Raw genomic sequence first — 13,811 nt, forward strand, 5'->3', positions numbered from 1 at the left:
TGACATGTTTAGAAAGGCAGATCGTCAGGCTCGTTTTCAGACGTGTTTTTCTTTGCAGATGGGGGAACAGCAGAAGCGTTTTCTGCTTTCGGGAAAACCAGTATTTTGATATTACTGGTGTGAAAGGTCAAAGAGCCGAGTGCTTTGCCCTCCGCATTGGTGTAGACATTCAGACCGATGCGCCCGAAGAGTTCGACCATAGTGCCTTTTTTAAGCCACTGCGCCATTTTGGAACCCATCCAATACGAGCAGTCGATGTAGGTCACAATCTTTTTAAGTTCACTAGCCCCTTTAGGTCTGTAGCTGTCGTTTACTGCGATGGAGAAGTTTACCACCTCTCTGTCATTTGAAACTTTTGCCGTTACGGCATCCTTTGTAATTCGTCCTGAGATTTCCATGATTGAATAATTTTAAGTGAATACTTTTCTGTTTTTTCTCAAGCCCCGCATGAAATTTTTCAAAAGAAAAACGGGAAAAAAGAAAGCACAAAATCAAGCATCCGATAAAGGATCCGGAGTGCTATAAGTCCCGAAGGGCGGCAAGGCCGTTATGCGCATGCAGGAGCCTGCGGGTGCTATTTTCGCGGCTCTTTTAATCCGTTTTAATTGAAAAAGTCCAACAGATTTTAATGTTTTAGTATCTTACGGATTATCCTTACTTTAGCTGGGCGGAATAATCACAGCAAAAGGAAGCAGTTTCACCTTAACTTTATGGAACCAGAAAACTTTATCACACTCTCTCAGCTAAACTATCAGATCCATCAGACTATAAGTGAGCGGTTCAAGGGACGCACTTACTGGGTAGTTGCAGATGTGACCAGCCACACCTATAAGGCTGATAAAAAGATCCATTACTTTGAGCTGGTTGAGAAAGGGGAGAAAAACAGTGCGATTACAGCCAAGATTATGGGAAAGGCGTGGGGGAAGGTGCGGTTAGGCTTACGGATTTTCAAAAGAAGACAGGGCAGATTTTTACGAACAATCTTCATGTGCTGGTACAGGTGAGTGTGGATTACCACGCACTTTACGGACTTTCGGTAAACGTTCTGGATATAGATGCCAATTTCACGCTGGGTGTTCTCGAGCAGCGAGCGCAATGCTACCTTGAAAAGGCTGGAAGCTGAAAATGATTTTATCACCAAAACACCAGATGGCTACTCTACGCTAAACAGCCGTCTGCACCGCCGCTTGTCATTCAGAGGGTGGCAGTCATTTCAGCCAGCAATTCGGCAGGCAATGAAGATTTCAGGCATACTCTGCGGCATAATGATTTTGGCTATTCCTTTCAGGCTGATGACTATTATACCGTAGTACAGGGAGACAATAACGCAAAACTGTTTTTAAATAAGCTGATAGAAGTGTACAGTAGCGGCATACCATATGATGCTATTATCATTATAAGGGGAGGAGGAGCACAATCGGACTTTTTGATTTTTGACAATTACCAGATAGGACGTGCCGTGGCTAAATTTCCAATTCCTGTCATAACGGGAATCGGGCATCAGAAAAATGTCTCCATAGTGGATCTTATGGCACATACCAGTACCAAAACCCCCACAAAAGCAGCAGAGTTTATTATTGCCCACAACCGAAGTTTTGAGATGAGGTCGCTTTCTCTGCGAGCAGAATATCGTCATCAAATCACAGCGGCTTTTTATGGGCCATTTCAGAATACTTGAAGAGCTTAAAAGAAATATTTCCAGAAACGCAATGGGGCTTGTGGGCCTTTACAAGGAAAAGCTGTCAAGCACCAATCAAAAGCTTGCATCGGACAGCAGAAGAATCCTTTTTCAGCAAAACAGGGAGTTATCGCTTATGGCGCAGAGTACGTCGCAGATTTCGCGCGACCTGCTTGCCCTCAAAAGAAGTGATATTGATTATCTTGCCGGAAACTTGAAACGATCTGCGCAAGGATATTTTAAAACCAGAAGCCTGCATCTGGAACATATGCAGAAAAGCATCAGGCTGATGTCCCCGCAGAACATACTTAAAAAAGGCTATGCTATCGTAAGAGCAGGAGGAGGTATTACCAGCAATACAGAAAATATAAAAGAAGGGGATGATATCGAGGTCATCCTTCATGATACTATACTAAAAAGCACCGTTAGGGAAAAATACAATATGATGGAAGAGAAACTGACCTATGAAGTGGCTTGGAGCGAGCTGACAGCCATTTCAAAAGAAATAGAAAATGAGACTATCTCAGTAGATGAGCTTGCATCTAAAGTCAAGAGGGCCTCAGAATTAATCGCCTTCTGTCAGGGCAGGCTTAAAGCCACCGAGGCAGAAGTGGGAAAGATCATTGACGGCATGGAAAATCAGCAGAAGGAATAACAGTTCTGCTTCACAAGCCAGTATGATATTGCCAGAGCAATTACGTGATGACCTATTCCGGCCATTTTTTTCACTGCTTTCAGTACTTTGGTCAAATATGTCTGAAGAATTGCCTTCCTTTTCCAAAAATCCTGTGTAGAATCATTATCTTCAAAGGGATCCGGCGTGTTCTTTAAGCTATCATGCAGTTCCAGCAGATCGGCAGGTGATGCGGCGTCTTCTTGTGCATCGGAAACGGCCGTAAGAAAACGGAAAGCAAAATCAATAGGCTTTTCCTTATCCATTTCAAAAAAGTGCACGATGTACTGGTTCTTCTCCAGATCAACTGATTCTATCCTTCCTTTATTCCATACAGGATGCATTACAAAATCTCCCTGTTTGAATGCCGTATCTTCACTGTTTTTGGAAGTCGCAGAAGATGATTGCGCCGCCTGAAGAATTTCAGGTGAAAGTTTTCCCTTCCGCACATAAAATTCTTCTTTTATTTCAAACAGGAATCTTGAAGGGTGCTTGCTGAGGCCCGTGGTAAAATTAAACCCTTCCGAGTCGGTCATATAAAACCTCTTTTCGGCTCTTGTAACAGCGACATACATCAATCTTCTTTCCTCCTCAATCGCCCTTTTTCTTCTTTCTTTAATTGACAGTGCACTTGGCGGCACCCCTTCGGTAAAACCGCAAAGGAATACATATGGAAATTCAAGACCTTTAGAGATATGAATAGTCATCAGGCGAACCTTGTCCTGATTTTCGGTATCTTTATCAAGATCGGTATAAAGTGCTATTTCCTGCAGGTATTCCACAATATTGACAGGCGCGTTATTTTCTTTCTCCAGCGAGCATCATGGAACTTACAAGCTCTTTGATATTTTCAAGTCTGTCTTCATCGCCGTCTTTGCGGTAGAGTTCGGAGAGCCCGCTTTTGTCGAGTATGATCTTGACCAGATCCGAGATGGAATTCTGATCGGCCTCTTTTTTAAGATCTGAAACCAGTGCCAGAAAATCTGAAGCCCCTTTCTTATTGAGTTCTTTGTCTTCAATATTGCGGCTGCAGCGCATCAAGCAGGGAAAGGTTCTGCTCGGTCATGAGAAAGCTCAGCCTTTCCAGAAACTTTTTGCCCAGTCCGCGGGACGGATGGTTGAACATGCGCAGAAATGAGAAATTGTCTCCCTGCACAATAAGCCTTAAAAAGGAAAGCACATCCTTGATTTCCTTACGTTCGAAAAAACGCACGCCGCCAAATATGGCATAGGGAATGTTTTCCTTAATTAGCGCCTGCTCGATATTTCTGGAAAGATGATTGGAACGGTATAAGATGGTTATATCGGTATAGGATGCATTTTCCGTTTTAAGTATTTCTTTGATTTCCGATGCCACCCAAAGTGTTTCCTCAAAGTCATTTTTGCCATGAAAATGGACTACTTCAACTCCTTCGGGATTCTCAGTGACCATATCCTTATCCACTCTTACCTTGTTGTTTTTGATGATATGGTTGCCAACTTTGAGGATGTTTGGTGTGGAACGGTAATTCTGGTTCATTATTATGGTCTTCGTATCGGGAAACATCCTATCAAATTCCACAAGGTATTCGGGTTTGGCGCCTCTCCATTCATAGATGGTCTGGTCGGGATCTCCTACAAGAAACAAGTTCTGGTGCACACGCGAGAGCGTTTCCACAAGATGGAACTGGCTGTCGGAGCTGTCCTGTGCCTCATCTACCTGTATGTAATGCATCATTTCCTGCCATTTGGAAAGCACATCTTCATTGCTGTCCAGTATAAAAGCCGTAAAATGGATCAGGTCATCAAAATCCAATGCATAGTTGCGCTTCTGCTTATCAAGGTATTTCTGGTAGACACGGCTTGAAAGCGAATCTTTTTCATCATCCTGAAAACTTTTATTATCCAGCATATAGCCTAGGTAATCAGAGGTGCTTTTCTGTTTGGAGATAAATCTTAAGACCTGCTTGAAGGTAAGGTTTTTGGAATTGATGTCCAGTTCGGTGAACACATCGCGAAGGATGGTTTTCTGATCTTCGGCATCCAATATTATAAAATTCTTCGGATAGTGGATTTTGTTTATTTCTTCTCGCAGAAACCTCACGCAGAAACCGTGATAGGTGGTTATGAAGCAGACATCGTAAAGGTCGCCAATGAGTGCTTTAACCCTTTTTTTCATTTCCTGCGCCGCCTTGTTGGTAAAGGTTACGCACAGGATATTGGAAGAGTTGATGCCCAGGCGGTCCACGATGTAGGCAAAACGAGATGTAAGCGCTTTGGTTTTTCCAGATCCGGCTCCCGCAATAACGCGTACATAGCCTTCAGTGGTCTTCACTGCCTGAAGCTGTTTTGGGTTTAAATTTTCTAATATCGGATCGGTCATATTCAAGATGTTTAGTAGAAACTATTTTTATAAAAAGCCCTGCCTCCACAAATTTAAGCAATAAATTTCAAGAGTTTAAAATGAGGTCATTTCTTTCTTTGCAATTCATGTTCAGTGTACAATTTTCAAGTGACAGGTATTGCAATTGAACCAGCTTCTTTAATAGTTGGATGCAATCAAAAATTTCGCTATTTTTATATATAACTTAAATAAAGCATCGTATGAATGTTGACTATCAGGATATTAATGTTTTTGAGGTGGATTATATATATCGAATCCAGACCTTTGAAAAGTATCTATCCGATTCGAATGCTTCGCAGGAACATTATGCGCACTATAAGGCAGGACTGATACCCGATATTTTTTATGGACATAATATACCTGAAGTAATGAGCCTGTTCAGAAAGCAGTTTCTCGAAATAAAGTCGGGGCTCGAAAGGTATGAGCTGGATAACAATAATGATTTTCCAATGCTCAAATCAATTGTAAACACCGAAAAGGATCTGCGCAAAATATTCGATGACAGCCAGCTTAAGGATTATAAGGCATTGCTGGAGCGCCGCTTCGACAGTCAGAAGCTCGATGCGAAAGCCGCAGCGGTCAGCCGGTTTTACCTGGCGACTCCAATATTGAAAAGCTATATTTTTCAAATTGAAAAAATATTCGGGAAGGGTATTCTTGACTGACTCTGAAAATTTAAGTGCAAGACTAGGGGCATTGCCACAATAGATATGGAAATTAAGTTTGCCATTTATGGAAGGACATTTTGAAGATCTCGCATTAACTGTCAGGGCAAAGAATCTGCAGGTTCCTTATCATCTGAAGGACGAATGCCTGTTTTTGACTGTCCGCACTGATGTTCTCGGACTGCTTTGCGACCCCGCAACTGAAATTTACTTCTTTGGCCCAGCGCCCGACAATACATCCGATGGAAAAGATGAACTTTTGGAGGACGGAGTATTCTACCGAATTATGGGCTATCAGAATAATCTGGGGATCAATATGGAAAGTCCTGCAGAAGAAATATTAGGTGCATTCCATTATCTGATTAAAAATTTTGAGCCTAGATGGACGACAATCATTACAGAGGAGGGGCGAGCCAAAAAAGAGATAACAATTGAGATGATGTATCAGGAAGTGTTTTGAAAAAGTCGCTAATTATGAATTTAAAGGAAGGTATTGAGCGCTATTTATCTGCACAGGAAAATGTCTATGAGCAAGCTTTGGATGAAATAAAAAAAGGAAAGAAACAAAGCCATTGGATGTGGTTCATTTTTCCTCAGTTAAGAGGACTGGGTTTTAAGGATTACAATATCTATTATGGCATTGAAAGCCTGAAGGAAGCCAGGCTGTATCTTAATCATCCGATATTGGGAAAACGACTTGAGGAAATTACCAGAGCCATGCTTCAAATCGAAAATAAAACGGCGTTGGAAATCCTTGGCAGGCCAGATGAGAGAAAACTGAAATCCTGCATGACCTTGTTCAGTCTGGTGCCGCAAGCGCCAGAATATTTTGTGAAGGTGCTTGAAAAATATTATGGAGGAGAGAAGGACGAAACGACTCTGCGGCTTATAAAAGACTCCACCGGCTAAAAAAGTTTTTCTTTTCAAAGCCAAAAGAAAACATCAAATAAATAAAGGCTATTTTTCTTTTTTGAGAACCAAAGATGAAAGTGCCGGACTTTTGATTATCCTTTCCATTTCACTGTGGATTATTTCCTGAATTTCGATTTTAACCTGGAGATAATTTTTCTGGACCATTACATTATCAATTGTGCGAATGACAGGAATCTCTTTATAATTATCGGTCTCTTTTTTTATTTTTTTATGGTCATTGATGATCTCGCAATGAAAGGTTTTAAGCTCAATTCGACAGTCTGGGTTATCTGCTGTCATGCCAACAAACTCCCCCGAACTCAGCGAAGAAATCTTTGAAGGAGGCACTGCTGATTCGAGCTGTCTTGAACGGCTGATGGAGGTATCGTCGCTATTTATCGAAAGGCTTTCACGGTCCTGCATTATTTTTCCGAAACGTTCTGAAAGCTGTTTTGCCGTATCGCCTGTGACCTGTCCTGATACAATATTCCCAACTATGTTAATGATTACGTCTGCCTGTTCGCGCCCATAGTCTTTGCGGAGCTGGCTGAAATCCTGAATGCCAAGACAGGTGCTCACCTTATTGCTTCTTGCCGTTGCAATCAGGCTGTCGATATTGTTGAGGTAGATGGTCGGGAACTCATCAAAAATCAAACTGCTTTTTAGTTTTCCCTTTTGGTTTACCTGTTTGATAAGACGGCTGACAAATAGGGAAAGCACCGCACCGTACGTCTGTATTTTCTGCGGATTATTTCCGATGGAAACAATTTTAGGATCAGAAGGATTATTGATGTCGAGTGTAAAATCACAGCCCGACAATACATAATATAGCTGTGGGGAGGAGAGTTTAGCCAGTGAGATTTTTGCAGAAGCTATCTGGCCCTCCAGCTGGTCGACTGCCTCGTTCAGGAATGCACTTACAAAGGGATTGATCAGCACTTCAATCTCTTTTTCGGTTCGCAGAAGCGTAAAAAGCTCCTCATAATCAGTCTGGATCATTTCAATTACATGTGGCAGAGTACAGAACTCACCATTGCTGTATTTTTTCAGATACCAGATGACCGCTGTGAGAAAATTTATGGGAGATTCGACAAAGAAATCTCCCTGCTTTTTAATCCATTCTCGGTTTAGCCCCATAAGGATTGTGCGCGCCGATTCGGCGGCATCGGTAATGTCTCCCATTGCCGCAGGATCAAGGGGATTGCAACGGTGGGTTCGCGAGAGGTCATCAAAATTTATGATGTAAAATTTTGGCTCCACGGCATATAGATGGCGGAATTTGAGCCAAGCATTATAGGCGATAAGGGTGAGGTCGTCGAACTTAAAATCGTATATGAACATAGAAAATCCCTTGGCAATGTGCTGGGTGATTACATGGCGGATAACAAAGTATGATTTTCCCGAACCCGGCGTTCCCGGAACCAGAATGCCGCGGAAGGGATTGATGACGTTAATCCAGCTTTTGCGCACTTTATCTTTGAGGTGATAGCGGGCGGGAAGGTTGACCGAATATTCATTTTCAATAAGCCTTTCTTCCTGCGGGAAAGTTTCATTTTCCTTATTGAAAATGTCAGACGAGCTGAGTTTTCTTCGGATAATGCGAGAAAGGAGCGTGCCACCTGAAAGAATCATCAGATAGCCAAAAGAACACAGCAAAATATACACTGCAGAACAGACTTCGGCATCCGCAAATATTATAAATGCGGTGTAAGATCCAAAGTAAAACAGCGACCCCAGCGAGATATAGTAAAAAGCAATTCTAAAATGCAGTTTTTCATCTTTTCTTCCTCTGGCCCCCATAAGGGAAATAGTAAGCAGTCCCAAGGCAAAAAACTTGGATTTATGAAAGCTGTCCAGAAGTCCTGTGCGACAAATATTTTCCAAGATCCGCTGGGCAAAATCTGGAGTAAGATTCCACTGCCTGAAAGAATGGAAGCAGTAAAAATAAAAATGGATGAGCAGAACTGCAATTCCCATCAGTCTAGTCATGTCTAAAATTTTTCTAAGCGCCTGTTCATTTTCTCCTGTCTGCATGCTTTTGATTTTTAGTTTTTAATGGTTGTCAGATTGTCCTTTTCTCCTGCTTTTTTTCCATTTCTTCTTAAGCTGATTGGGAACGTAGTCAGAAGGCGATTCAGCGTAAAGAACTTCATCAATTATCCGCTGGACTTCAGTCGCGGAAATAAAAGAGTTCTGCTGGCTCAGTGGTCTTTCCAAAACAGCCGACTGTTTTCCAAATTCAGAAGATCCGCCAATACGCTCTAGAAGCCCCTTGGCCGCATAAGCTGGTCCCAGACTGCTTCCGTTGAATACGCATCTGGTGTTATGATCTATGTAGGTCATGCCGTAGATTAAACCGTTTTCATTTTTTCTGACTACAGCGGTGATGCCTTGATTTGCGAGCCGGGTTTCAAGCTGGGAAAGCGTAATGGAAGGATATTTCAAAAGCGACAAATCCACGGCATTACGCGTTCTTTTCATGTTTACTACACGCGAATTTTTGGACGCAGTAAAATTAATTTCAAGCTGGGAAAGGGTAGGCTTGGAATGAAAGTCGCTGGCTTTTATTGGAATCCCTACAGTCTTTTTATTCTCATCCAGAATCTGGTAGACCAACCCTTTATTCTGAAACATTTTTGAATTTTCCTTTCCCTTTTCTGCTTTTACATTATACAGGTTTAATACTGCGTTGAGCTCACCCAGCGTGGTGTATTTGTAATGAGGAATGACTGCATTTAGTACACTGCTGATGGCTCTTTTGGAATCTATTGCCCCGTATTTTATTTTTTCAGCATCGATGGCATGAATTTCCCTTGGATCCTGTTTTTTTCTTGAATCTGCCCGTACCAGATTAAAAGCAATCTCTAATTCTTTCCTGGCCGTTTCAGACTGGTTTCTTCCAATGTTGTGCATGTTGATCCTTGATCCATCTGCCTTCACATTTATGGAGGCAATATGAATGTGAGGATGGCCTGCATCGTGATGCTGATAAACCAGATAAGGTCATGAGCCGAATCCTATCTTGTCCATATAGGAAGAAGCAATCTGCATGAGTTTTTCTTTCGATAAATCCGTGTCGGAGCGGTCAAAATTCAGTGAGATGTGCACTGCGGAGCGCTTGACATTTTCATTGAGCTGGAGCTGTTTTAAAAATACGCAGAGCTTAAAATTTTCTGACATTTTTTCAAGATCCATCGGATAATTTCCCTCGCTAATACATTCCGCCTTTCCCTCAGAAACTTTTTTCTCATTGTACATGAAAATGCCTCTTATCGAGCGTCCTGTATTTATGACTGCAACCATTTTTGGGCGAGATTTTCAATGCTTTTTTTATTTCTTCAATGAGGGAAAAATATCTGTTCCTGTCGGAATCAAAGGACAGTATCCATATTCTTAAATCGGAAATTTCAAAAAGGGTATGGAGTTTTTTAACGCTTTGATTGAAATTATTTCCCATTAAATTCAGCTGTGCCCGTGACTCGATAAGTTCCTGCAAAAGCATATCGAGCGACTCATTTCTGTACTTTATTACAATGGGTTTACGCAAGAGATTTCTGCGGACGAAATCACTGCGTTTACGGCAGGCTGATGCCTTGAAATTTTTGTCAATCTGATCGAATTCTTCTTTGTTCAGCCGGATGTGCGACCATCTGTTTCTGCCGCTGTTTTGCTCTTCTATAAATCTTCTCTTTTTCATTGATATCCATTTCATTTAATCTGAAAGTTTCACTGCCAGCGAGTTCCGAGCAGAGGGGCGACAAGATTTTTGGTTGTGATACAACCAGACATCTTGCTGACTGCAGAAAACCGCAGTCCGAAAGCTTCTAAAAGGATTTTTTCAGCTTTAGCAATAAGCTATGAAGAAGCTGTTAGCTCCCTTAAAATTTTAAGGAAATCCATTTCAGAATCTGCTTTAAAATTCTAAAAGTACCCATTGCACAGATACCAGGGATTAATCTGAGCGCTAAATTAGAAAAGGCCTGCAAGCCCTGCAATCCTCCCCAAATTTTGAGTAGGGTAGATAGGGTAGATACTTTATAATTTTACGGCAAGTGGAATATTAATTTAAAATGATGAAGTATGATTACAGCAAATGATGCGACCAAGGTTTTTGATACGGTGCTAAGTATCCCTGGCATGAATGAGACGGTGAAAATGGATCTGAAAATTTCACGAAAAAATGTGCTCGCTTTTAAGCCATCTGATACAGGACGGGCTAAAGATAAGGGAAGGATCTTCGGTTCTTCTGGAGAGCGTAAGCGAGCAGGGAAAAACAGAATTGGAGAGCCTCTCCCAAGACTGCCTTCAGAAGGCAGGGCTTATAGAACTGCATGAAAAACTTGCAGAAATCAGCGCCTCCATAAAAGGCTGATTCCACAAAAGACCCACTATGATTTAATGCCTGCACTATTCTTACAAAGTGCGGGCATTTTTTTTGATGATAGTAAAAATATAAAACAGCCTGATTTTCAAAGTTTTTAGCTTGATTTTTAAAGTATGTATAAGAATTATCCCATTTAAATTTGTATTGACAACAACTTACAGTTTAAATATGAAAGAAATTTATAATAAACTTTAAAAATATTAGATCATTATGATAAGCCTCCGCACCAAATATTTTATCAGAGACACTATATGTCTGCTCTTTGTCCTGCTGTTCATTTACGCTTCGGCAAGCAAATTAATGGATTTCCAGCATTTTAAAATAGAGCTTGGACAGTCACCGCTTCTGAGTGCATTTGCCGATCAGTTTTCCGTATTTGTGCCGGTATTGGAAATTATTATCTGCGTGCTTCTTTTAATCCCCAGATTTAAGCTTGTGGGACTTTTTGCGGCGTATGGGCTAATGGTTATGTTTACGGCCTATATTTTTATAATCCTGCACTACACCTCTTTCGTACCTTGTTCCTGCGGAGGTGTTTTGGGAAAAATGAGCTGGAATGCCCATCTTGCTTTTAATGTTGTTTTTATTTTCTTAGGGATAGTCGCAATACTGCTTAGCGCAAATTTTGATAAGCAAGACATCAGAACAAGTTACAGGAAAAGCTTTATTTGGATTTTTAGTATTGCTTTCAGCGGTACTGTCTGCGGTTATCTTTTTATTTATCTGTTCGGAACGGATAATGCATTATGAAAATCCTTTTATTAGAAGATATCCCCGCCATGCGACAATGTTTCGCAATGAGCTGGACCTAAAATATAATTCTTATTATTTTGCAGGCACTTCCGGCGGCCGAATTTATCTGGGCAATTCTACAGCACCTCTTCAGCTTTTTTCCGTAGATAAAAATTTAGGAAACCAGAAGGTTGACAGAATTATTTTCAATGGTGGGAAAATATTATTCCACAGACCAACTGTAAGAGTTCAGAATCATTATTTCTATTTAACTGACGGAACGGTTCCAGTTATTTTCAGAGGAAGCTCAAAAGATTGGACCCTAAACAAAAAATTCAATGGACTGCCTTATTTTGATCAGGCGTCGCCTATGGACAGCGGCAGAATAGTGCTTCGATCCAATAAGGGAAATGATCTTGCCAATATTCTAGGTGTATTTGATAATGATAATGGGCGGTTAAACTACAATGAACGGTCAGCCGCAAAAACAGCTAGACGGCGTTTTTGATACGGATGGAAGACTTTTATACGACGAAACTACCCAAAAAATAGTGTATGTGTATTTTTATCGCAATCAGTTTATCGCCGCAGGAAAAGATGCTGAATTAATTTCGCGAAGCCGCACAATCGATACCACTAGCCATGCCAGGTTAAAAGTTTCTTATGTGAAAAACAGTACGGAAAGGAAAATGTCTGCTCCTCCCTATATTGTGAATGCGGGTGCTTGCCGTCTATGGAAATCTTCTTTTTATCCATTCGAAAGTGAGAGGGAAATTTCAGGATGAGACAACCTGGAATCAGGCTTTCATAATTGATGTTTACGATATAAGCAGACAGGCTTATATAATGAGTTTTCCAATTTATAAAATCAAAGATGAAAAGCTAAAAAACATCATGGCAACGGGAGACCATTTATATGCCATCATCGGAAATTCATTAGTAGTTTATGATTTCAAGGCAATTCTAAAAAAGAAATGAAAAGTGCTGAATAAAATGCGGCAATTATAATATACCGGCCAGTATCAGGAAATAAAGATCGAACACCTGTAGAAAAAAGTAGATCAGAGTTTTAATTTAATATTTGTTATTATGAAAACGCAATTTTTAAAAAATGCTGTTCCATTTGCAGTACTGGCATTTGGACTTTCAGGAGCCTTTGTTACTACTTCAATGCAGAAAGCTTCTGCGAGCGGCTCCAGAGCCAGGATATCAATTGGATGCTTTGGGTAATTGTACCAATATTGAAGCAGACTGCGACACTCAGGAAAATGATTTTGTCTGCCGTATCAATGGCACTACAGGAGCGCAGGCTTGGGGAAAAGACAGTAATGGCGACTGTGTGGTAAAACTATATCGCCCCGAGTAAACAAATTGAATTATTAACCCATATAATGATGCCGTTCCAATGGAACGGCATTTTAAATTTCCAGAGAATCATAGTGTCCCAGCTGTAATCCACTCGGCTTTATTTTGATCTTTCAGAAAGTAATCAAACCATTGCAATATGCGAAGCGATAAATCTTCCTGATTCATTGGATCCATCAGCGTATGGTCTTCTTTAGGGTATTGAAGAAAGATGCATTTCTTGCCCAGCCTGCGGAGCGCCAGATAGTATTCCATACTTTGAAAAGGGTCTACCTGCGTATCTTCTTTCCCGCACCACATCAGCAGAGGGATATTTAAATTTGTGACAGATTCCAAAGGAGAATTTCGATCAAAATCCAAGCGGTCGCTGAACGGAGTTTTTTTCCCAGACGCCATCCGCCACTGGAAAAACGCCACATTTCCGGCATAGCCATATTGGCTCCAAAAGTCAAAAATCTGCGGGTAAGATCAAAAATTCCTCCGCTGGCAACTGCGGTAGCAAACAGATCTGAATGATTGATAACAAAAGCAGTCTCATAGCCTCCGAATGAATGTCCCATCAAAGCTATCCTTTTTGGATTTACAAGCCCCATTTCAATTATTTTTCTGGTGCCTGATTCAACGCAGTCAAGTGTTGAAAAGCCGACGTTTTCATTTTCATGAATTATATCCGGCCGGAATACAAAATAGCCTTCTGCTGTGAAAACAGTGGAGTTGTAGCCTGGTTCGTTAAGCAGTGTCGGATTGATGTACTGATGCAGGAGGTGCGACTGCTTCTCATATATTCCCACTATCATCGGATAATCTCTAGATGGCTTATAATCTGCAGGATAATATAGAACACCTTTTAGATTTTGTTTTTTTGAATTCTGAAAGGTGACCAATTCAGTTTTTCCCCAGAAATAATTTACCTGTTGCGGATTGCTCTGCACTATGACGCGAGTTTCACGTTCCCCTTTTTTAGAAATGATTCTGGGAGGGATATTAAATTTCTGCTCAACCATTACAGCAGTTTTGGT

The 13,811-nt window shown here is 41.1% G+C and carries 19 protein-coding genes and 2 pseudogenes; 12 read left to right on the plus strand and 9 right to left on the minus strand.

The window, feature by feature from the left end:
- Positions 1-8: 8 nt before the first annotated feature.
- Complete coding sequence (locus ACQ9BO_RS09255) at positions 9-398, minus strand: single-stranded DNA-binding protein (RefSeq protein ID WP_431244476.1); 390 nt, start codon at positions 396-398, stop codon at positions 9-11.
- A 312-nt stretch (positions 399-710) separates the two neighbouring features.
- On the opposite strand from ACQ9BO_RS09255, the gene ACQ9BO_RS09260 reads away from it, so the two are divergent.
- The 3 genes from ACQ9BO_RS09260 (at position 711) to xseB (ending at position 2,333) form a co-directional block, all read left to right on the plus strand.
- Complete coding sequence (locus ACQ9BO_RS09260) at positions 711-1,004, plus strand: exodeoxyribonuclease VII large subunit (RefSeq protein WP_431244477.1); 294 nt, start codon at positions 711-713, stop codon at positions 1,002-1,004.
- Between the two features lie 197 nt (positions 1,005-1,201).
- On the plus strand, positions 1,202-1,678 hold the full coding sequence (locus ACQ9BO_RS09265) for an exodeoxyribonuclease VII large subunit (protein WP_431244478.1): 477 nt from the start codon (positions 1,202-1,204) through the stop codon (positions 1,676-1,678).
- Positions 1,656-2,333 (plus strand): exodeoxyribonuclease VII small subunit, encoded by a 678-nt coding sequence (gene xseB / locus ACQ9BO_RS09270; protein WP_431244479.1) that lies wholly within the window; start codon positions 1,656-1,658, stop codon positions 2,331-2,333. The genes ACQ9BO_RS09265 and xseB overlap by 23 nt, the downstream gene beginning before the upstream one ends.
- Here xseB and ACQ9BO_RS09275 read toward each other — a convergent pair.
- Genes ACQ9BO_RS09275 through ACQ9BO_RS09285 form a run of 3 tightly spaced genes read right to left on the minus strand, consistent with a single transcriptional unit; the run spans position 2,318 to position 4,713 of the window.
- Positions 2,318-3,166, minus strand: coding sequence for a 3'-5' exonuclease (locus ACQ9BO_RS09275; protein ID WP_431245094.1), 849 nt, complete (start codon positions 3,164-3,166; stop codon positions 2,318-2,320). The two genes, xseB and ACQ9BO_RS09275, sit on opposite strands and share 16 nt — an antisense overlap.
- Positions 3,150-3,392 carry a hypothetical protein gene (locus tag ACQ9BO_RS09280; protein ID WP_431244480.1) on the minus strand — a complete coding sequence of 81 codons (243 nt, stop codon included), beginning with the start codon at positions 3,390-3,392 and terminating at the stop codon, positions 3,150-3,152. Before ACQ9BO_RS09280 ends, ACQ9BO_RS09275 begins: the two co-directional genes overlap by 17 nt.
- Positions 3,367-4,713 carry an ATP-dependent helicase gene (locus ACQ9BO_RS09285; RefSeq protein WP_431244481.1) on the minus strand — a complete coding sequence of 449 codons (1,347 nt, stop codon included), beginning with the start codon at positions 4,711-4,713 and terminating at the stop codon, positions 3,367-3,369. The genes ACQ9BO_RS09280 and ACQ9BO_RS09285 overlap by 26 nt, the downstream gene beginning before the upstream one ends.
- A gap of 221 nt (positions 4,714-4,934) precedes the next feature.
- Between ACQ9BO_RS09285 and ACQ9BO_RS09290 the strand changes: the two genes are divergently transcribed.
- The 3 genes from ACQ9BO_RS09290 (at position 4,935) to ACQ9BO_RS09300 (ending at position 6,308) form a co-directional block, all read left to right on the plus strand.
- Positions 4,935-5,399, plus strand: coding sequence for a hypothetical protein (locus tag ACQ9BO_RS09290; RefSeq protein ID WP_431244482.1), 465 nt, complete (start codon positions 4,935-4,937; stop codon positions 5,397-5,399).
- A 67-nt stretch (positions 5,400-5,466) separates the two neighbouring features.
- Positions 5,467-5,859: a hypothetical protein gene (locus tag ACQ9BO_RS09295; protein ID WP_431244483.1), complete on the plus strand. Its 393-nt coding sequence runs from the start codon at positions 5,467-5,469 to the stop codon at positions 5,857-5,859.
- Between the two features lie 14 nt (positions 5,860-5,873).
- Positions 5,874-6,308: a DUF1810 domain-containing protein gene (locus ACQ9BO_RS09300; protein ID WP_431244484.1), complete on the plus strand. Its 435-nt coding sequence runs from the start codon at positions 5,874-5,876 to the stop codon at positions 6,306-6,308.
- A gap of 48 nt (positions 6,309-6,356) precedes the next feature.
- Here the strand turns inward: ACQ9BO_RS09300 and mobC are convergent, their stop codons facing one another.
- The 3 genes and pseudogenes from mobC to ACQ9BO_RS09315 form a co-directional block, all read right to left on the minus strand.
- Positions 6,357-8,345 (minus strand): conjugal transfer protein MobC, encoded by a 1,989-nt coding sequence (gene mobC / locus ACQ9BO_RS09305; RefSeq protein ID WP_431244485.1) that lies wholly within the window; start codon positions 8,343-8,345, stop codon positions 6,357-6,359.
- Positions 8,346-8,363: 18 nt separating this feature from the next.
- Positions 8,364-9,614: pseudogene (locus ACQ9BO_RS09310) on the minus strand (relaxase/mobilization nuclease domain-containing protein).
- Complete coding sequence (locus ACQ9BO_RS09315; protein ID WP_431244486.1) at positions 9,559-10,008, minus strand: plasmid mobilization protein; 450 nt, start codon at positions 10,006-10,008, stop codon at positions 9,559-9,561. The pseudogene ACQ9BO_RS09310 and the gene ACQ9BO_RS09315 overlap by 56 nt, the downstream one beginning before the upstream one ends.
- A 383-nt stretch (positions 10,009-10,391) precedes the next feature.
- On the opposite strand from ACQ9BO_RS09315, the gene ACQ9BO_RS09320 reads away from it, so the two are divergent.
- From ACQ9BO_RS09320 to ACQ9BO_RS09345, 6 genes and pseudogenes are all read left to right on the plus strand, one after another.
- Positions 10,392-10,646 (plus strand): hypothetical protein, encoded by a 255-nt coding sequence (locus ACQ9BO_RS09320; protein WP_431244487.1) that lies wholly within the window; start codon positions 10,392-10,394, stop codon positions 10,644-10,646.
- A gap of 259 nt (positions 10,647-10,905) precedes the next feature.
- A pseudogene (locus ACQ9BO_RS09325) lies at positions 10,906-11,295 on the plus strand (MauE/DoxX family redox-associated membrane protein); the annotation flags it as partial.
- 25 nt (positions 11,296-11,320) lie between these two features.
- Complete coding sequence (locus ACQ9BO_RS09330) at positions 11,321-11,935, plus strand: hypothetical protein (RefSeq protein ID WP_431245230.1); 615 nt, start codon at positions 11,321-11,323, stop codon at positions 11,933-11,935.
- Positions 11,895-12,212 (plus strand): hypothetical protein, encoded by a 318-nt coding sequence (locus ACQ9BO_RS09335; protein WP_431244488.1) that lies wholly within the window; start codon positions 11,895-11,897, stop codon positions 12,210-12,212. Before ACQ9BO_RS09330 ends, ACQ9BO_RS09335 begins: the two co-directional genes overlap by 41 nt.
- Positions 12,190-12,405, plus strand: a complete 216-nt coding sequence (locus ACQ9BO_RS09340; protein ID WP_431244489.1) for a hypothetical protein — start codon at positions 12,190-12,192, stop codon at positions 12,403-12,405. The genes ACQ9BO_RS09335 and ACQ9BO_RS09340 overlap by 23 nt, the downstream gene beginning before the upstream one ends.
- 145 nt (positions 12,406-12,550) lie before the next feature.
- Entirely contained in the window at positions 12,551-12,793 is a 243-nt protein-coding gene (locus ACQ9BO_RS09345; RefSeq protein ID WP_431244490.1) for a hypothetical protein, read from the plus strand.
- A 68-nt stretch (positions 12,794-12,861) separates the two neighbouring features.
- On the opposite strand, the gene ACQ9BO_RS09350 is transcribed toward ACQ9BO_RS09345, so the two are convergent.
- Positions 12,862-13,188 carry an alpha/beta hydrolase family protein gene (locus ACQ9BO_RS09350; RefSeq protein ID WP_431244491.1) on the minus strand — a complete coding sequence of 109 codons (327 nt, stop codon included), beginning with the start codon at positions 13,186-13,188 and terminating at the stop codon, positions 12,862-12,864.
- On the minus strand, positions 13,107-13,796 hold the full coding sequence (locus ACQ9BO_RS09355) for an alpha/beta hydrolase family protein (RefSeq protein WP_431244492.1): 690 nt from the start codon (positions 13,794-13,796) through the stop codon (positions 13,107-13,109). The genes ACQ9BO_RS09350 and ACQ9BO_RS09355 overlap by 82 nt, the downstream gene beginning before the upstream one ends.
- Between the last annotated feature and the right edge of the window lie 15 nt (positions 13,797-13,811).

The organism is Flavobacterium sp. P21 (assembly GCF_050632225.1).
Classification (GTDB): Bacteria; Bacteroidota; Bacteroidia; order Flavobacteriales; family Flavobacteriaceae; genus Flavobacterium.